This is a genomic window from Alphaproteobacteria bacterium 33-17, from assembly GCA_001897445.1.
GTDB lineage: Bacteria > Pseudomonadota > Alphaproteobacteria > Rickettsiales > 33-17 > 33-17.
Map to the genome: position 1 here is coordinate 95944 of MKSX01000009.1, position 19470 is coordinate 115413.

21 protein-coding genes are annotated in these 19470 nt (G+C 32.3%); 10 read left to right on the forward strand and 11 right to left on the reverse strand.

What is annotated here, in order from left to right; genetic code table 11:
* Positions 1 to 2: 2 nt before the first annotated feature.
* The 3 genes from BGO27_04215 to BGO27_04225 form a co-directional block, all read right to left on the reverse strand.
* Entirely contained in the window at positions 3 to 1547 is a 1545-nt protein-coding gene (locus BGO27_04215) for a hypothetical protein (protein OJV16034.1), read from the reverse strand.
* Between the two features lie 74 nt (positions 1548 to 1621).
* Complete coding sequence (locus BGO27_04220; GenBank protein OJV16035.1) at positions 1622 to 2923, reverse strand: hypothetical protein; 1302 nt, start codon at positions 2921 to 2923, stop codon at positions 1622 to 1624.
* Positions 2924 to 3004: 81 nt separating this feature from the next.
* Positions 3005 to 4108 (reverse strand): hypothetical protein, encoded by a 1104-nt coding sequence (locus tag BGO27_04225; GenBank protein OJV16036.1) that lies wholly within the window; start codon positions 4106 to 4108, stop codon positions 3005 to 3007.
* Positions 4109 to 4262: 154 nt separating this feature from the next.
* Between BGO27_04225 and BGO27_04230 the strand changes: the two genes are divergently transcribed.
* The 3 genes from BGO27_04230 to BGO27_04240 all read left to right on the forward strand — a co-directional run bounded on the left by BGO27_04230 (position 4263) and on the right by BGO27_04240 (position 6317).
* On the forward strand, positions 4263 to 4958 hold the full coding sequence (locus tag BGO27_04230) for a succinyl-CoA--3-ketoacid-CoA transferase (protein OJV16037.1): 696 nt from the start codon (positions 4263 to 4265) through the stop codon (positions 4956 to 4958).
* Between the two features lie 12 nt (positions 4959 to 4970).
* Positions 4971 to 5636, forward strand: coding sequence for a succinyl-CoA--3-ketoacid-CoA transferase (locus tag BGO27_04235; GenBank protein ID OJV16038.1), 666 nt, complete (start codon positions 4971 to 4973; stop codon positions 5634 to 5636).
* 192 nt (positions 5637 to 5828) lie between these two features.
* Positions 5829 to 6317 (forward strand): AraC family transcriptional regulator, encoded by a 489-nt coding sequence (locus BGO27_04240; protein OJV16039.1) that lies wholly within the window; start codon positions 5829 to 5831, stop codon positions 6315 to 6317.
* A 112-nt stretch (positions 6318 to 6429) separates the two neighbouring features.
* Here the strand turns inward: BGO27_04240 and BGO27_04245 are convergent, their stop codons facing one another.
* The 6 genes from BGO27_04245 to BGO27_04270 all read right to left on the reverse strand — a co-directional run bounded on the left by BGO27_04245 (position 6430) and on the right by BGO27_04270 (position 10429).
* Positions 6430 to 7311 carry an SPFH domain-containing protein gene (locus BGO27_04245; GenBank protein OJV16077.1) on the reverse strand — a complete coding sequence of 294 codons (882 nt, stop codon included), beginning with the start codon at positions 7309 to 7311 and terminating at the stop codon, positions 6430 to 6432.
* 116 nt (positions 7312 to 7427) lie between these two features.
* Positions 7428 to 7835, reverse strand: coding sequence for a glutathione transferase (locus BGO27_04250; GenBank protein OJV16078.1), 408 nt, complete (start codon positions 7833 to 7835; stop codon positions 7428 to 7430).
* 4 nt (positions 7836 to 7839) lie between these two features.
* Positions 7840 to 8766: a hypothetical protein gene (locus tag BGO27_04255; GenBank protein ID OJV16040.1), complete on the reverse strand. Its 927-nt coding sequence runs from the start codon at positions 8764 to 8766 to the stop codon at positions 7840 to 7842.
* Positions 8767 to 8781: 15 nt separating this feature from the next.
* Positions 8782 to 9291: a hypothetical protein gene (locus BGO27_04260; GenBank protein OJV16041.1), complete on the reverse strand. Its 510-nt coding sequence runs from the start codon at positions 9289 to 9291 to the stop codon at positions 8782 to 8784.
* Positions 9281 to 10009, reverse strand: a complete 729-nt coding sequence (locus BGO27_04265; GenBank protein ID OJV16042.1) for a hypothetical protein — start codon at positions 10007 to 10009, stop codon at positions 9281 to 9283. Before BGO27_04265 ends, BGO27_04260 begins: the two co-directional genes overlap by 11 nt.
* On the reverse strand, positions 10010 to 10429 hold the full coding sequence (locus tag BGO27_04270) for a hypothetical protein (protein OJV16043.1): 420 nt from the start codon (positions 10427 to 10429) through the stop codon (positions 10010 to 10012).
* Between the two features lie 80 nt (positions 10430 to 10509).
* On the opposite strand from BGO27_04270, the gene BGO27_04275 reads away from it, so the two are divergent.
* The 3 genes from BGO27_04275 to BGO27_04285 are packed head-to-tail and all read left to right on the forward strand — an operon-like array spanning position 10510 to position 11874.
* Positions 10510 to 10740, forward strand: coding sequence for a hypothetical protein (locus BGO27_04275; GenBank protein ID OJV16044.1), 231 nt, complete (start codon positions 10510 to 10512; stop codon positions 10738 to 10740).
* 5 nt (positions 10741 to 10745) lie between these two features.
* A complete protein-coding gene (locus tag BGO27_04280; GenBank protein ID OJV16045.1) occupies positions 10746 to 11120 on the forward strand; it encodes a twitching motility protein PilT in 375 nt (124 codons plus the stop codon).
* A complete protein-coding gene (locus BGO27_04285; GenBank protein OJV16046.1) occupies positions 11098 to 11874 on the forward strand; it encodes a hypothetical protein in 777 nt (258 codons plus the stop codon). Before BGO27_04280 ends, BGO27_04285 begins: the two co-directional genes overlap by 23 nt.
* A gap of 155 nt (positions 11875 to 12029) precedes the next feature.
* Here BGO27_04285 and BGO27_04290 read toward each other — a convergent pair whose 3' ends face one another.
* On the reverse strand, positions 12030 to 13016 hold the full coding sequence (locus tag BGO27_04290) for a hypothetical protein (GenBank protein ID OJV16047.1): 987 nt from the start codon (positions 13014 to 13016) through the stop codon (positions 12030 to 12032).
* Between the two features lie 132 nt (positions 13017 to 13148).
* Here BGO27_04290 and BGO27_04295 point away from each other — a divergent pair, with 132 nt between their 5' ends.
* Positions 13149 to 14387 carry a hypothetical protein gene (locus BGO27_04295; protein OJV16048.1) on the forward strand — a complete coding sequence of 413 codons (1239 nt, stop codon included), beginning with the start codon at positions 13149 to 13151 and terminating at the stop codon, positions 14385 to 14387.
* A 254-nt stretch (positions 14388 to 14641) separates the two neighbouring features.
* Entirely contained in the window at positions 14642 to 15478 is an 837-nt protein-coding gene (locus BGO27_04300; protein ID OJV16049.1) for a hypothetical protein, read from the forward strand.
* A 488-nt stretch (positions 15479 to 15966) separates the two neighbouring features.
* Here BGO27_04300 and BGO27_04305 read toward each other — a convergent pair whose 3' ends face one another.
* Positions 15967 to 17580, reverse strand: coding sequence for an ABC-F family ATPase (locus BGO27_04305; protein OJV16050.1), 1614 nt, complete (start codon positions 17578 to 17580; stop codon positions 15967 to 15969).
* Between the two features lie 288 nt (positions 17581 to 17868).
* Between BGO27_04305 and BGO27_04310 the strand changes: the two genes are divergently transcribed.
* Together BGO27_04310 and BGO27_04315 are read left to right on the forward strand one after the other, a co-directional pair.
* Entirely contained in the window at positions 17869 to 19170 is a 1302-nt protein-coding gene (locus tag BGO27_04310) for a hypothetical protein (GenBank protein OJV16051.1), read from the forward strand.
* A complete protein-coding gene (locus BGO27_04315) occupies positions 19154 to 19393 on the forward strand; it encodes a hypothetical protein (protein ID OJV16052.1) in 240 nt (79 codons plus the stop codon). Before BGO27_04310 ends, BGO27_04315 begins: the two co-directional genes overlap by 17 nt.
* The last annotated feature ends 77 nt before the right edge of the window (positions 19394 to 19470 follow it).

Here is a 19470-nt window from a genome sequence, read left to right on the forward strand (position 1 = left end):
TTTTAACTATATAAATTTGTATGAATTTGTTCTAATATATGTGTTTCAATATCTTTTGGTTCATACAAATCATACTCAATCCTGGAAATATTTCCAGACATATACTCTTCAAGTTCTTCATACATATTAAGTACCCAGTCTTTGATAGGGTCATATGGTATTCTCTTGCCATCACGCAAAATAGTTGTAGCCTGCGTAATAGGGTTTAGGTAAAGCTGATCGCCAACTTCAATATCGCCAACTAAGTCATCCATAGGTCTTTTAATATAATGGGGATTAGCAATAAAATCTTTTACTAAATACCTACTATTGTTTGTCTCTATTTCATATGCACCATAAATATTATGAATATCTATATGTTCAAATGATATTTCTCTTTCATATATGCCCGTTAAGATATTATAATTTGCCATAAAAACAGCATGCTCGCCGCTTTTTGGGCGTATATCTAATACATATGCTTTTTTATTATTGTGATAAGTATACGGATTATTTACAGCAAAGCTGATTGCAACTTCCAAGTCCCATGAGGTAGAAGTTGTGGCATTGTAATCACCTGTAATATTTCCTGTATACGGGCTCATAACATGGTAGTCCAAATAGCTTCCATATCCTTTAGGTGGTCTGTGGTTTTGTTCAAATAAAATATTAATATCAAAGTTGGACGGTAAATCAAGGCCGCGCCAGACATTTTCATATCCGCAAAATTCTATTTCTTTAATGTCATTAAATATTCTGATTTCGCTAGCAATCTCGGAATGAAGTTCTGATTTAACAAGATCTTCGATTCTTGCCATAATTTGCTCTGAGTTTTCGGTAGTTTCAATAAATTTCCCAAAGTTTTTAAGTAAAGACTGTTTGTATTTTTCAGACACGCCCATTTCCGATAGTATAGATTTCATCAAATCTTTATCGTTATTAATCACTGCATTGTTTAATGCATCAAAATTTTCTTCAAGCATGTCTTTAGCTATATATTTTTCAAGCCTGTTGTGAAGTATCAGGCTCCTAATTTCCTGAGAAATTTTAGTAATGTTATCACCACCTTCATAAAGCCCATCTTCAAATAGATTTTTAAGTAAATCTTTTATGTCCTTTTGATCAGCATCACTGAGTTTATACTTGCTGCTAATTTTAACTATTTCTTTTTCTAAAGCGGTGTTTGCAGCACTCCTTATAAGTGTTTCTATATAAAGCTTATTGTTAACACTTTCCAGATCCGGGCTTGCTAAACTTTCTTTGCCATAAGACAAATACATAGTGCCACATTCAAAATTGCTAGAGTCATTATAATAGTCGTAACTATTGCCGATTTTATAATATTTTTTACCATCATCTACATATATCTTAAGCTCAGGTGGCAAATCAATTTTACATTTATAGTGCAGAAGATTGATTATAGCTTGATAAATCATAGGAGTTGAAGCTTTTTCAGTTTTAAATTTAGCCTTTGAATTTGCGTCTATTTTTTCAATAGAATCAATAACTATTTTGTCAAAAAGGTTAGGTTTATCAATAGCTTCTATGTTATTAGATACTGTTTCCATGGTAAATTATCTGTTTGAATTATGATGAGATAAACTGCCGTATTTTTAACATTTTGTAAATATATATTATTTTTTTAAGTATTTGCGCGTGGTGTTAATAAATTTCCTTCATTTTTAACAATACATGCTCGCCATTTTTTCTTATTATCTTTCATATAGTTATAAAATATAGGCTTTTCATCATTTTTGATTAAATTCTTGTTATAATCATTGGTGGTTTGGTCGTGACCTTTGCCTATAACATCTTTTAGACAAAGCTTAAAAGATCTGAAATTTAAATGGTCAGAATGCACTTCTATAGCAACCCCAGATAATATTTTACTGAGTGCATAAAAGCAGAGACCAAGTAATATTCTTGAGCTATAATGAAGGTTAGCCTTAAAACCACAAATAATACCAATTGCAGTTATCACTCCTGTGAAAGCGTTTCTGAAATTATAAGATTTATTGTATGTATAGGCTGCATAATCCTTCTTTTTAAAGTTAAAGTTTTTGCTTATATAACTTATAATATCTGAGGGATATGCATTTTCTTTTAAATTAAAAGTAATATTGGTTCTATCCTTTTTCAGGCTTATACTATGACTATTAAGATCAGGCGAAATTTCTAAGATTTTACTTAAAATCTCATTTTTATGAACTTTAAAACTGCCTGATTTAGCTGATATTACTATTTTTCTGGAATTCAGGTCATAATCGGCTACTTTAATATTAAAGCAATTATTGCTAAATTCTTTTTCAAAGTTTAAACATTCTGCTAAAAAACGAACTTTTTGAAAGTGAACATTCTCTTTAATTTTTATACTGCCATCTGATGCTGATGAAATAGCTGTAAGTGGTTCATTTGAAAGTGACTTGTTTAATATAATCGGTTCTTTAGTTTTTTTAAAGCCAGCATAAACTTTTATGGAGGTATTATTCTCAATTTCTGCTAAGAAAGAATCTTTAGTTTGGTTAAGCAGGTGACCCAGTAAATATTGGGAGTTAAACCGTTCGGGGTTATTTAAAATGCTAATAAAAATATTAGGATGCTGGGTGCATGCAGCTGCCATAACATTTGCACAAATAGTATTATGGTGGACTTCCCATTCCTGATTATAATACTTTAATTCATTTTCATAATGAGTAATAATATTTTTAAGTTCACCAATACCTTTGGTAAAAATGCTTTTTATTAATGCTTGTTTATATGTCTTTGGTATTTGGCTATTAATAACTTTAAAGTACTGGTAGGCATGTTCGGCTGAACGAAAATTAATAAACTTATCTTCTTCATATGAGTACATGTAGATTGGGCTGTTTTTTAATAACTCAATACACCTGTTCTCATTTTCTAGAGTATTATAATCAAGTAATAAGAATTTTGCATGCAGCATAATAACCCTCTGATTTTATTAGAAAAGCTGAGGGACTATATTTTAAAAAATGGTAATAGTCAATGAAGAATTAATGTTTTGTTAGGAATTGAGTTGATTTGATATCATCATTAAAAAGTGACTCATCATATTAATTTTCTTATCATATTCACTATCAATAATCTTTTGCATAAGCTCACGTGAGAAATCTTTTTGACTAAGATTTGGATGAGCTTCGATTATTTTCATAATGATTCTTAGCAAAATGTTGACAGCCTCAAAGCAACCTTTAGGCATATCTGCTTTTTTATAAAGTGCCGCAAGACTAGTAGCACCTTCATTAAATACCATGTTTTCAGCAAATTGCTCAGGAATTTTTGCAAGCTTTCCAAGTGCTAAGGCAAAAAACATGACGTCACCTTTGCAAAGAGCACGAAGAATAATAGAATGACTAAGCTTTCCGTTACCATACAGATGGTCGATAAGCTCTTTTGCATGAGCTTTGTTAGCAGTAATAGAGAAATTTTTAGAAATCACTTCTTCCTGTGAGGAATTTGTAATATCAATAGCTAGATCAGATGGTAATTTATACTCGTTAATAAGCTTGCGCTTCATTTCATCTGAAACTACAGAAACAAGCTTTTCAATAGTTACAGGAGATAGACCGCCACGATCAACTAAAGCCGACATAATTTCGCCAGACTCCTGATATTGCTTAATAATTTTATTAAAGCTTTTATCATTAATTTTAGCGGTTTTATTATGAATTAATGAGCTTGTAACTTCTTCAATGCCTCTGTCAACAATCTTTTCGCTAATAATTTCAGGCAGGTTTTGTCTTTTAGAAACTGCTACTAAGCGGGATAATTTTTTGGTACTTTCTACTATATGAATGATATCTTCTTCAAAAAGTACGGTCGAAAACTCAATAATAGGTAGGGTAACTTCATCATCTATGTCATTTGCCAGGTTTAATGATACGTTTCTGGATAGGTCAGCATAACCTTTAAGGTTTTTGGCAACAATTTTTCTGATTTCTTTATCGGCATCTTTTACAATAATATCAAGAATATCTAGCGCAATCTTCTTTTCAGTATCATTAAATGCGTTACAATCAAGATAATTGGTAATCTTTTCAGTAATTTGCTGCTTAACCTTAGGAGAAGCATTAGATTTAAGCTGTTCTAGATCTGCAATCAATGACATGATATAATCCTTTAATTTTCAGTACCTTAATTTATTACATTGACATAGCCATTTATATCGTATAATTGAAAAAATACTACATACTATAACTTATAGTTTAATATTAAAAAATTAATATTCAATTAAAATCTTCAATCTTAAGGGTTTGATCTGTATGGTAAAGATATATAATGATGCTAAATCAGCATTACAAGATGTTCTAAAGGATGATTTAACAATCATGGCGGGTGGTTTTGGGCTATGCGGAATTCCTGAAAATTGTATCAATTTTATAAGAGAATCAGGGGTTAAAGGGCTTACCGTGATAAGTAATAACTGCGGGGTTGACGATTTTGGTCTTGGTATTTTACTTCAGACACGCCAAATTAAGAAAATGATCTCATCTTACGTTGGGGAAAATAAAATTTTTGAAAAGCAGTTTTTATCAGGCGAGCTAGAGGTTGAGCTGAATCCGCAAGGTACGCTTGCCGAAAGAATCAGGGCAGGTGGGGCAGGTATTCCAGCTTTTTATACCAAAACTGGCGTAGGTACTATGGTTGCAGATGGCAAAGAAGTACGTTCTTTTAACGGTGAAGATTATGTAATGGAAACCGGTCTTAGGGCAGATATAGCAATAATTAAAGCCTGGAAAGCTGATAAAGCAGGTAACGTTATTTATAAAAAGACGGCTAGAAATTTTAACCCTGTTATGGCTACTGCTGCAAAAGTTACGGTAATTGAGGTAGAGGAAATTGTTGAAAATGGTCAGTTAAATGCCGATCAAATTCATACTCCTTCGGTTTTTGTACATAGACTTTTTGTCGGCAAAAATTACGAAAAGCGCATTGAAAAAAGAACAGTAAGACAGTAAGGAGAGCTAATTATGCCTTGGACACCTGAAAAAATGAGCGAAATTACCGCAAATTTAGAGATGAGAGATGGTATTTATATGAACCTTGGTATTGGTATGCCAACAAATGTGTCAAATTTTATCCCAAACGGTATGCATGTAACCCTGCAAAGTGAAAACGGTATGCTTGGTATGGGACCATTTCCCCTTGATTCTGGAGTTGATCCCGACCTTATTAATGCGGGTAAGCAGACTATTACAGAACTTCCTTATTCCAGTTATTTTAGCAGTGCTGATTCATTTGCTATGATTAGAGGTGGTCACATTGACCTTAGCATATTAGGTGCGCTTCAGGTATCAGATTCTGGTGATCTTGCTAACTGGACTATTCCTGGCAAAATGCTGAAAGGAATGGGTGGAGCAATGGACTTAGTTGCTGGCGTTAAGCGCGTTGTAGTTATGATGGAGCATGTTGCAAAAGACGGCTCACCTAAGATACTTAAAAAATGTGAGTTCCCACTTACAGGTAAGCAGGTAGTTGACCGCGTGGTTACTGACCTTGGCGTCTTTGATATTTATAAAAAAGAAGCAAATAAACCAATGCATATGATAGCTATATGTAATGGCGTAAGCGTAGATGAAATCAAGTCAAAAACAGCGGTAGAGTTTACTGTGGCAAGCGATTTGAAGGCGATTTGACAAATAAAAACTAATTGTCTGTAAAGTTTATAAGGTTAAAAATGGGTGAGCGGGGGGAAGTTCAAAAACAGTCCAGTGAACTGTTTTTGAACTTAGCACCCATTTTTAAGTGAATAAACGCTTTGGCGTTTTTCGCTGGTAATCAATGAAATATCATGATGTAATATTTCTTTATTTTACAAGAGGATATAAATGCAAAGAGAAATAGTAGAGCTATCAGAAATAAGGGTAGTAGGTTTAAGTGCCAGAACCAGTAATCTTAACGAGATCAGCATAGAGACCGCTAAAATTCCAAAAGTAGCAGAAGAATACTTATTCGATAGCGTTGCCGAAAAGCTAAGTCACCGCTTAAATCCTGGCGTTACCATTAGTTTATATGCGGACTATGAAAGTAATCATACGGGCGAATATACGTATATTATAGGTGAAAAAGTAGACAGTTTTGAAGATCAGGATGGGCATTATATAACTCATACCATTCCAGCCCAAAAATATATGAAGTTTACGGTAGGTCCTGACCTAATGCCAAAAGTTATAATAGATGCCTGGAAAGCAATATGGAATATGACAGATGAAGAACTGGGCGGAAAACGCAATTATCTTGCCGATTTTGAAGTATACGACGAAAGAAGTCATAACCCAGAGTCAGTAGTAATGGATATATATATTGGAATTAAGTAAATAATTTATGTATTTATTAGCAATAGCATGGCATTAAAAAGGTTATTAGGATAATTTCAGGATATTATCCTAAAATTATCCTAATATTATATATAATTTTACAATTATTGTTTTAATCTTTAATATTTTTTGCTGCAAATAAAATCTCAGTAATTTGTCTGGTAATGTCATTTACATTATCTGGAGAATGCCCAACAAATACTGTGTTGCTTTTAGAATGAGCACCAACCTCTTTTAGCATATCAAAATATTGAATGGTAAGAATCATTTTCATGATATTATCGCCACTTAAATGTGGGTAATTTTTTTGAATTTCTTCAACTGACTGACCAAGCCCTTCGATGATAGCTTTTCGCTGACCTGATATACCTTTACCCTGAAGAATATTTGCCTCGGTTTCTGCTTCAGCTTGCTTTACAATCATGATTTTTTCAGCCTCAGCTTTTTCTTGCGCTGCGATCCTCAGGCGCTGTGCTGTATTGATCTCATTCATAGCATTTTTTACATTTTCATTTGGCTGAATATCAGTAACTAATGCCTTAATTAAATTATAACCTAATGCTGCCATAGTTTCGTAAAGCTCTTGCTTGACGTTACTTGCAATTTCATCTTTCTTGGAAAAAACATCATCAAGATCTATGTTAGGAATTTTTGCCCTAACAACGTCAAAAACAAATGCCTCAATTTGCGCCGATGGATTTGTAAGTTTATAGTAAGCCTCATATATTCTTCCCTGAATAACTTCAAATTGTACTGATACAATAATCTTGATAAAAACGTTATCTTTAGTTTTAGTTTCGACCTGAACATTAAGCTGCTGAATTCTTAGGCTTAAATAGCTTTCTACGGTTTCAATTAAAGGGATTTTAAACCTTAAGCCAGGATATGCTACTCGCGCAAATTTACCAAATCTGGCAACAATGGCGACTGTTTGTTGTTTAACTATAAACAGACCACCCAAAACAATACCTAAAACTATAAGAGCAAAAGTCATGCTTGCATAGGGTAACTGAAAGTCCATATATCCTCCATTAAAAGAACTGAATTATACTCTAGCACTTATTAAAATTTAAGGCAACGTTGGTACTCAATTACCTATATTATAATATGCTATACAAACCACTCGACATTTTGCCAGCTTCCTAAGTTTTGTTTTTTTGCTCTAATTCTGCTTTTTACATTACCTACATGAATTTCAAGTTTGTGTCCATCTGGATCTAAGAAGTATAATGATTCACCAGGTGACGTATTATTTTTGAAAATTTGTGCATGCTTTGTAATCTTTTCGCTTAGTTTCTCAAAGTCTTCTTGAGCTACCGTAAAAGCATAATGTGTGTAACAACTGTTTGGTACTCTATTTTCATCTACATTTAAGCAAAACCATATATCTCCAACCATAAAATATGCGCCTTGATCCCATTTTACTAAAGGCTTAAGACCTAATATATCTTTATAGAATGCAAAAGACCTTGCAATATCGGTTACCGCTAAAGTTATATGGTTTATACCTTTTATCATATTATTATTTTCTAAGTTTATAATCATAAGAATGGCTATAATGCTGACCGCCACTTGCTACAATTCTGTTGGTCGCGGATAGACCTACCATAGTAGAGCTATGAACGATTTCCTGTGCAACATGAGTTGCTTCATAAGCTGTTCTGCTAGGGTTTTTTAAAGTTCTAGCTTTCCATGCTGATGGGTCATTTTCTCTTTGGATTCTGTTAATTTCGGTAGCTGTAAGACCAGGTGAAACTGTAAATATTTCAATTCCATTTTTCGCATATTGTAATGCAAAGTTATTCGTAAATGTCAGCAATGTAGATTTACTAGCTTCATAGAGAGAAACATTTTCTGTATATATTTGTGAGCAAATTGATCCTACATTTACTATGCGATGGAAATATTTTTTGTGATTAGTATTATTATGATTTAAAGCAGATTTTATATGAGCCTGCATTAAGTAAATAGGAACCCATGTATTGATATTCAGTTGTTGATCAACCAGGTCTTTGGTTATTTTTAAAGGATCAGACAAAACTACAATTCCAGCATTATTAACAAGAATATTTATATGACCAAGAGCTTTAGTTACTTGATCATATAGTTCGAATGCTGCTTTTTGATCAAGTTTTGCAAAATCTGATTGTATTGCAATAGCTTTTACACCTAATTCATTTGCAATTTTGACCACCTGATCTGCAGCTTCCTTGTTTTTATTGTATGTGAATGCGACCTTTGCCCCTTGTTTGGCATATTGGATTACAGTCTCTCTACCAATACCAGTACTTCCGCCTGTAACAAAAACGTTCAGGTCTTGTAGTATAGAATATTCTTTTTGATGTGAGTGAGATATTGTTTGAAGCGTATTTGATGATAATGAAGATTGATTGGTAGCGCAGCTAGATAAAACTGTTCCAATAATTAATGGTAATATAATAGATTTCATAATGTACCTTTTTAGTTAAATTAAATCCCTTTCTAATACAAATTCTTTAATGTTCAAGGCATTTGTATTTTCTAATTCAATACGAAATCCATTTTTTTGCCAAAAGTTTAAAGCATTTTGATTATTTTCTTGAACTATACATCTGAGTCTAAAATAATTTTCTGCTATTGCACACTCGTTAAGTAATTTTACTATAGTGGACCCAATATTTTTGCCTCTCATTTCAGGATTAACTAATAAGTACCCAATGGTTATTGTGTCTTTTTCGGGATATTCAAGAATTAAGTCAATGAAAGATGTGATATTTTCATTTTCAAAAGTAGCAATACAAATTTTATCTTCTAATTTTTTATTCGTAGGTAAAGCCTCTAAAATATTTTCTGCACATCCTTTAATTCCCTCGCATTTGATAAAAAAGTCATCAAATTTATCAATAAATTTCTGCAATAACTCAGACATATATGGATTAATAATTTTAGCTATAAAACCACTATTATTTAAAACTTTTAAAAATTTATCTCTCATTTTCTGCCTTTATTTTCGCAAATGATTTAAAACCTTCCCATATTAGCCCGCCATACGGTTCTAATAAGTTTGTTACTAATATTTCTAGTTTATTGGTATCTCCTTTATTAAAGACAAGTTGGAAACTTTCATAAAATTCAGTAGCTAATAAGGGATTTTCATTCTCTAAATACTTAGCTATATATTTACCACTTGATGTCCATTTATTTTGGGATGAAAAGTAAAAATCAGCAAGGACATTATAAAGTTTTATACAAGATGCCATTTGTTCATGATTGCTATACGGCGACATAATATCATCTAAAATATCTGTAATAAAATATCTTAGTTTATCTAGTTCATCTTTTGTAAGTGGTTTTGGACCTTTTGTATAATATTCATTAGCTAATGCTTTAATTGAATATGATAATTTTGTTCCCTTAGGTATTTCAACGGCATCTTTTATAAGTGAAATTAATCCAGGAGAGCGGGTTGTATCACGGTTTTCATTAAAGAAATATTCAATAGATTTTATATTATGAACAAAAGTCTCGATTCTAATACCTTCATAAATATAAGATTCTCTAAATGCATTAGTAAGGTTTTTATATACTATAACTAAATCTAGGTCAGATTTGTCAGTTCCCATACCTTTTGATAATGAGCCTCCCCAAAAAATCACTTCTGCGTCATTATATTTTTCATCATATAGATTTTGAATAATTTTTGGATAATCCATTTATATCTCCTTTCTCATAAAGTGGCAGTCGTAGTTTTTAATCCATTTGGGAATAGTGCCTATGCATTTGAAGCCTAACTTTTCATAAAAAGGCTTTGCCTGAAATTCAAAAGTATCCAGCTGAATATATTTGCAGCTTTTTTGCTTTGCATATTCCTCTAAAACAGTCATTAGCTGAGTACCAACTTTGTGTTTTCTATGTTTTTCATCCACCCATAGCATATCAACTTTGGCGTAGTCAGCCATTATGCTACCATAAATTCCACCTATAATTTCATCTTCATTAAGCGTTGCATATATAAGAAAATTTCTAAAACTATACTTTCCAAAGTAATTTTCATTATAAGTTTTAATGCCATTTTTTATGGTTTTTAGAACTTCTTCGTCGATAACTTCGTCTATTTCTATTACTAATGACATTTCCTAAATTCCCTTAATATTTGACTTTTGGACTAAACTAAGCTAAACTAAGTAGTAGTCAAATTTTAATATGTATTATTATGTATATAACAAATATTCATGAAGCTAAAACTCATTTATCAAAACTTATTGAAAAAGTTTATAATCAAGAAGAAGAAGTTGTGATATGTAAGGCAGGTAAGCCTATGGTAAAAATTACAAAATACACAACTGCACTTAAGCCAAGGGTTCCAGGTTTATGTAAGGGTGAAATTAAGATCTCCAAAGATTTTGATGACTTACCACAGAGTTTTATGAAAAATTTTAGGTAGTACTTATGCATTACCTAATAGATACGCATATTTTTTTGTGGTGGATTGATAATAATAAAAAGCTTTCAGAAAAGATTAAAAGTGTGATAGCCAACCCGAGCAATATTATTTTTGTTAGCAGCGTAACTACATGGGAAATCACTATAAAAAAATCTTTAGGGAAACTTGAAGTACCTGATAATATAATTGAAATTATTGAAGAATGTGGATTTGAAACTCTATCAATTTCCCCGATCCATACATTAGGTATTGAAAATTTACCAGATATACATGATGATCCTTTTGATAGACTGCTGATTTCTCAAGCTATTTGCGAAGATTTAATATTAATAACAAATGACCAATATATAAAGCAATATGACCTTAAATTACTCAGTTAAATTAAAAACTTTAGTTTTTTTTATATCACTATTTTACTCATTTACCGCCAACGCTATAGTATTAGAAGCTTTAGAGAAAGATGGGAAACTTTCAGAAGTTTTTGAAAATCACAAAATCTGTTTTTATCCTGGATCATTTGACCCTCTGCATAATGGTCATGTAGAAGTTGCAAATTACGTTTTAGATCAAAATTGGTGTGATTATACTTTGGTTTATCCATCATGGGGTGGGGATAATTATAAAAAAAGGCAGGATATAAATATAAGACTCGATATGCTTTTTTCGGTGTTTGAGAGCCACCCTAAAATATTGGTAACTCGTTTAAATCCGATTAGCTTACAAAAAACTTTGACTGCATCTGGCGGTGATAAGGTTATATCTAAGTTTCCGGGTACTGAATATATTGGCGTAATCGGTTCAGACGTAGCGCTTGCTTTGGATGATAATATAGACGCGCTTTCAAAATTTATGTCAGGCACAAAAATCCCAAAACGATACGAAGATGCAACAATTGGCGGGCTTATGGCGCTTCCAGCTAAGACTTTTATAGTTAGTATTAGAGAAGGGGATAATATAGACGCTGTAGGTGAAGAACTAGGCGATAGGAAAATTATACAAAGTTTTAAGACTACAAATTTTGCAGATTTATCTTCATCTCAGGTAAAAAAGATTATATTTGAAAATGGAGATGTCTCAAACCTTGTACCAGCTAAAGTTTTGGAGATTATAAACAGTAAGTGGTTATATAGGTAAAAATAATCAAATTTTAAATTATATAAATTATGACCAGGGGGCGAGCTTTTGAAAAAAACGAGGGGAATAATTTATATCTTCATTTTATGCCCCATTTTTATATCGAAAAAAAATGACTTCCCGGGGGTGGTCAGTCATTTTTTAAAATTACTATTTTATTCGTCATAATACCCTTCAGGTAATGGTGGGTATTCTTTACCAATGTAAAGTTTTCCATCAATTAAATCTTCCCACTTTTTAGGCATTTTATTAAAGAAAGTCTCAAATTTAAGTGGCTGTGGCCAATTGCGAATATTTTCAAATGTAAAGCCTGTATATGTATGTAAATCATGATAGCCGCAAAATTTATCAATTTTTATATTCATTACAATTAACCGTGAATCTTGTTTTCCTAAAGGTAACATCAAATTTATCAGATTATTAACCTGATCTTGACCTAAATATGTATAGCTATAAAGATTATTAATATCTAAGACAGAAATGGCAACATTGTGTTGCTTTAGTATATCAATAATCCCAATAACATGGGAATTATTAATTAAATCAATTTGTAGTTCATAAATATCATCGTTTGATGCTAGAGAATGCAATTTATTATATAGCCTATCATCAAAAAGATAATTGCCGCTTTTGTAAGTTAGGATATCCTGAAAAGTAAAGCCATCATATAAATGACCATTTAGATTACATCGAGGAATATAACCTCCTGTATTAAGTATTTCTTGGGCATAATAAGAATTATTTCTGTCGAAATTCCTTATATTGTCATTCCACCACTTAAAATCGCTTTCTGTGAGTGATTTGCTAATTTTCTGCCATTCTTCAAAATTTGCATCCCATCTAAGTTTTTTATAACTTTCCTTATTTGGAGCTTTTAATAGTTTTCTATTTATTTTTGCAAATCTAATAATTTCTGGGCTTTTATCAATTATTATAAGCGAGTCTATATTTTTAGCCATAGACGCTCCACGGAAACTTCTTTCCCCTCCCACAGAAATAAAAGCACCCGTTGGCGCGTGATCCAAAATTGGCTGAAGTTTACCTATTTGCATTTCAGTAGATAAAGGAAATACTTTAAAATCAGCAGCATGGCTTAAGGATGATATCAAAATCTGTATGGCAATTAGAATATATTTAAGCATATTTAATTCTCAAAATTCATTGTTAATCAGTATATTGTAGTATTTTGTTTTTATTAGCAACCTAATAGTATGTAGATTTTTAATGGAAAAAGTGGTATAATATTAATATGTTAACTAATTTAATTTATAATTATGACTGCATTTCTTTCAATTATTGAAAATGCTTATAATAACTATGGAAAGCTTTATATAGATTCTTCGGGTAATCTGGCAGTTGAGCAGGTAAGTAAATGGTGGCCTGTAAGCTATTCTTCTAGTGAGAAAGAAGCTATTAATAAGTTTATGCATGATCATATTAATGACCTTAATAACGAAGGCATAGAGTATTTTCAAACTGGTAAATCGCTTAGTAAAGCTCAGGAATATCTAGATTATTATACTTCAAAAGGGGTGTTATCTGAAAAAATAGATGTTTATAGTAATGTATATTCAAACTGGATGAAGTACCTGCCAGATGAGCTTAAACAGCAGGCATTTAGCCATTTGTTATTACCAGGAACTCATGATAGCGCATCAGTAAAAATTGACTGGGCGCACCCTATTGAGCATGAAAACACTAGTTGGCTTGCAAATTTAAGTAAGACTCTTAATTATATGCCAGGAATCAACAATCTTGTAGAAAACTGGACTGCAACACAGTCAGAAAGTATTACTGATCAACTTAAGCACGGCGTAAGGGCTTTTGACTTAAGGGTAGCCTATAATAAGGCAGATGGTCAAATTTACCTAACGCACACATTTACTGTTGATAAACTTGATAAAGTTTTAGAGGAATTTAAAACTTTTATCGATCAGCATCCTGATGAAGTTGTAAAGATTCATATCAAGCCAGATTGGGAGCATAGAAAAGATACGTATCCCCACATTCCTGATATCAATAAATTAATTAATCAAAATTTTGGATCTAAATTATTTGATTTATATGATTATGGTAAAAGACAATTTAAATCTCTGGATGATGTTACTATAAAGGAATTGCAGGCTAAACATAAAAATATAATTCTTACTTATGATAAATCATACGAAAAAATGCATGGAAATCAAATTCAAGAAGATGGTAAATGGCATAATGTTAATTCAGTTGAAGAACAACTTAAAGCAATTCATAACGATTTGGATCATTTAAATGAAGAAACTACCAAAAGTGAATCTTTATCTGTGACTCCTGATGCATCAACTGTTTTTCACTATAGAAGTCTTGAATCTATGGCTAGAGACATAAATAGTCATTTATACGAGATTTTAGATCATTACAAACACGCTCACAAAGATGGGCATTACCTAAATGAAATTGATCTGGATTATGCTACTCCTGAACTCATTGAGTCTATAATTCAGGCAAATTTGTCTAAGGATTTCCTGCATGATTAGCCATATAAGCCATTGATTTAAATCAACTTTATAAACTGTTAAAAAAATAATGCTCTCTTAATTTTTGAATAATAATTATTTTTTATGTTGCAATATGCAGTTTTTTTTGCTGTATTTTATATATGTAGGTTTGAAAATATAAAAATTTGCGAGCTTGCATAAGGAAAGAAAGAGTTTAAAAATAAATTTTTTTAAAGTTATAAGAAATTTTATTTATAAACTCTCCGAAACGAAAATATAGTAGGAGATTTATTATGATCAGAAAATTACAAGTTGCTGGCAGCTTAGCAGTTGTGTTACTCTCTGTTGGGTGCGCATCTCTTAACGTTTTAAAATATAATACAAAAATTGAAGGTGACGATTTCAACGCTGAACTCGCTCGCAACTATTTATACTTCTCAGAATCAGAAGCAAAACAATATGACTGGCCAGATTCAGAGCGTTTTGCAATAAAAGGAATTAAAGCTGCTAAAGGTCAGGATGTTTTACCAGAAGAGCCACGTAAATGGCACTTAACTCCAGAAAACAGAGTTGAGCTTACTGCAGCTCGTGAGCATTTAATGAATGTGCTTACAGAATCAAATAAAATGAGCTATCCAAGAGAAACAGCTAAAGCTCAGTTTTATTATGACTGCTGGATGGAACAACAGGAAGAAAACTGGCAAACCAAGGATATAGCTTACTGTAAAAACCACTTTATTGACTCAATCAATAACATTTACAGAATCAATGCAAAAATCCAGGATGCACTTAATGTAAAACATTACCACACAGTATATTTCAACTTTGATGATTCTAAAATTTCACCATCAGAACTTGCAATACTAGAGCAGGTAATTAAAACAAGTGCAAAAATTCCAAATAGAAAAATCACTCTAAGCGGATATGCAGATAACACAGGTACAGAAAAATATAATCATCAACTATCTGCAAAAAGAGCAGAAGAAGTGAAAAAATATCTGGTAAATGCAGGTCTTGACCAAGAAATCTTCGTAGTACAAGAGTTTGGTAAACACATGCTCGCAGTGCCAACACCATACGGTGTGAAAGAAAGATTAAATCGTAGGGTAGAGATATTCATCCACGATTAATCTGACTTCTCCGAAAACCCTACATTTGCTGATAATTTAGGCGTCAATTCGGTACTCGAATCCTCATGTACTTTGTGTACATTCCGGTTCTGCGTTCCGATTCTCCTGTAAATTATCTACCAAATACGAGTTTTGGAAGAAGTCTAATAATCGATGGTTGTTAAACTAAGATTATTATGTAGTAGTAAAAAAAGCCGGGAATTCCCGGCTTTTTTTATTTATCGTAATATGTGTCACTTCCTCACTTATGTAGGTTTACTACACAGCGTTCGTTGCTCCTGTATTACATTCCCAAATATGATAATTATACGCAAAGCATTATAAAAAAAGGTCGGAAATCTCCGACTTTTTTTATTTATCGTAATATGTGTCGCTTCCTCACTTATGTAGGTTTACTACACAGCATTCGTTGCTCCTATATTACATTCCCAACTATGATAATTATACGCAAAGCATTATAAAAAAAGGTCGGAAATCTCCGACTTTTTTTATTTGTTTTCTAAAACTAAGAAGTCTTTTTCGTGAGCTGCTAAGTATTCATCGTACTTTCCTTTAAAGTCTATAAGCTTCTTAGGAGTAATGGCGATAATACGGTTAGCAATGCTCATTGCAAAGTCACGATCGTGCGTTACCATTAAAAGAGTACCAGGATACTCTTTAAGCGCTTTTTTAAGTGCATCTTTAGATTCGATATCTAAGTGGTTGGTCGGCTCATCGAGGATTAAAACGTTTGCTTCATCGAGCATAATTTTACCCATTAAAAGCCTTGCGCCTTCACCACCACTAATATTCAAAATGTTTTTATTAACTTCGTCTTTGCGGAATAACATATTACCTAAAGTGGTTCTAACTCTGGTTACGTGTTCCTGATTTGTATTATCTGTAAGCCAGTCTATAACTGATTTGCTTTCATGAAGCTGGTCATGGTGATCCTGAGCAAAGTATGAAACGTGGGTTTCATATCCCCATTCAAAGCTTCCGCTATCTGCCTGTAAATTACCTGTGATAATTTTGAGTAATGTTGATTTACCCATACCGTTAGGTCCAACAATAATAACTTTCTCACCACGATTTATATTAATATTGATATTCTTAAGTACCTGTTTATCCTCAAAACTTTTGTAGATTTCTTTGATTTTAATAACATCTTTACCTGAAGGTCTTTTTTGCTTAAATAAGAAATTAGGTGCAATTCTTGAAGACTTATCAATTACAGGAAGTTCAATTTTATCAATGAGTTTTTCCCTTGAAGCACTTTGCTTAGAACGTGTGGCAGATGCACGGAATTTCTCCACGAATACTCTCATGTGGGCAATCTTCTTTTCTAAATAGTCGCGTTCGTTCATCTTAGCTTCCATAACTGCTTGCTTTTCTTTTTCGAAAGCCGAGTAATTACCTGTATAAAGCCTGATCTCACCGTAGTCTATATCTAGAATGTGAGTTGCTAAATTATCAAGGAAGGTAGTATCGTGCGAAATTAGCACCAAAGTACCCTTGAAATTGTTCTTTAAATAGTTTTCTAACCAGTAAATGGTTGGCATATCTAAGTGGTTTGTTGGCTCATCAAGAAGCAAAATATCAGGGTTTTCAAATAAGCTTTGCGCTAGTAACACCCTTAGTTTATAACCACCAGAAAGTATAGATAATGGCTGATAATGCTTGTCTTCGCTAATGCCAAGCCCAACCAATAGCTCTGCTGCTACGCTTTCGGCAGTGTAACCATCATTTTCGTAGATGACATTTTCTAAGTCACCTAGTTTATAACCGTCTTCTTCAGAAATTTCTTCTTTAGCAAAAATCGCGTCTTTCTCCTGCATTGCTTCCCAAAGAGCTTTTTTACCAGCAATAACAGTATGAACGATAGATACGTTTTCATACATAAAGTGGTCTTGCTTAAGCCAGCCAAGTTTCAGGCTTTTAGGGATTGTTACCTCACCATCTGCTGCTTCTTCAGATCCTGCAACAACTTTAAGAAACGTAGATTTACCGCAGCCATTGGCTCCAACTACGGCATATCGATTGCCAGGTGTTAAACTAAGATTTACATCGGTAAAAAGGATTTTAGGGCCAAAACTCATGGCCAGATTGCTGATAGATATCATAAATTTATATATTACATAGGGTTATTGAAAATTGATACAATATTATACATGATTTTTTAATAAATGCACTATATAGTTAAGTCTTTATAATTCTGGTATGCGTCATTTCCTCACTCACCTAGGCTTACTAGGCTTCGTTCGTCATTTCTGTACCATAATTTAAATACTTTAACTATAAACATATTGACCGACAACTGAGAGGTATTATATTAAAGTTGATTTTATGTAAGCTCTTTAATTATAGAGATTTTTCATAAGATTATTAACTTGGATAACAGGAGAAAAGAGATGTCAGGATTTGCGACACTTGCGAGTAACTTAAATTTAGAGCCTCAAAAAATTGTACTGTTCTTCCAGCTTTGGACTCAGGCTGGATTTTTTGAGGAAGCTAGACTTTGGGAATCTTTAAATTTAATATATGACCAGAACAAAGCTGAATATGTATTTAATTATATAAGTCCAGATTTAAAAAACGATAATGCATCTGAAATGATTATAGCTAAATTAGACTATCTTTATAATAATAAAGTTTTAAATGATCAGGATTTGTTGTACTTTTTCTTATATCAGGCTCAAACAGCCTTTAATCGCGAATTAGGTAAAGAAAGGGATTCATTAAAATGCGACCCTAATAATTGGTTATGCGGTGGAGATCCCCAGCAAGTTATTGCTATATTTAATAAATTGGGAATTATAGATGAACTAAAGCCTAGTATGAAAAGCGCTCATGCTATTGTAATACCAGGCTCATCTACAAAAAAGATGGTAAAAACGGTTAGCAAATATGCAGAAGATTTAAGTAAACTACCACATGATAATTTTTATTTTTTAACTGGTAACAGACCACTTACTAAGGGTATTGATGGTGAAGAAACAATTTTGGAAATAGCAAATAATCTAGGTATTAAATATGATTTAACTAAGCCATTTATTCCGCTTCCATCACCACTAAGCGGCGAAACTCTTAACTGCAAGCCATACATAGATGAGAAAGATGCGGCAGTATATTATTTAAAGAAAGCATTCCCTGGTGAAAATATTGAAGTTGATATTCTAACCAATCCTAAGCTTGATAATGGGTTTAAAAATACTTCAAAAATCAAGATTTTTACAGTTGAAGTAGATAATTTAAGACCAACTACCATAGACAATGCTAAATCACTTTATAAGCATTTAGAAAGCTTAGGTTTTTCTAAAGAAAATCCAGCAAATGTTATTTTAATTGGTTCGCAGCCATTTATCACAAGACAAAAAATTAGCTTTGAGAATATTCGTAAAGAGTATTTCCCAAATTTAGGTGTGAAATTCGATATAAGTGCAGAGAAAGCAAATCTTGATGCTAATAATTTGCTTACAATTTTTTCAGAAACTGCAGCTTTAATTAGCGAAAAGTTTAATCAAGCGGTAATTGATGGAAAATATCAAAAACTGGAACAAAATTTATTAAAGGTTATAATGTTTGGTAGTCGTAAGAACGCTATTGAAGGCAAGGTACTTCCAAAAATGCCTGAAGAAACAGTACCAACTGTTGTTATTCATGATAAGGCAGCACTACTTTTAATTAACAAAGGTTATGAACTTGCTAAATAGAAGCTATAGAGAGCAGCTCAAAAATAATAATATTATCATTGAGCAAGCAACTACTTTAGATGGTCGTAAGGTTTGGTATATAATAGAGGTTTGTGAACACCGTAAGCCTCTATTATGTCATTATCCTAAGGGAAAGGTTATAGATATAAATGATATAGGAAGAATTCTAAAGTCAGGCTGGGGAGAGTTTCCAGATGATGAAGTTTTAAAAGATTTTTTATAAATACTTACTTACCAAATAAAGACAGACAATTAGGACTTTTTTTTAAAAATTAATACCTTTTTTACGACTGAAAATGC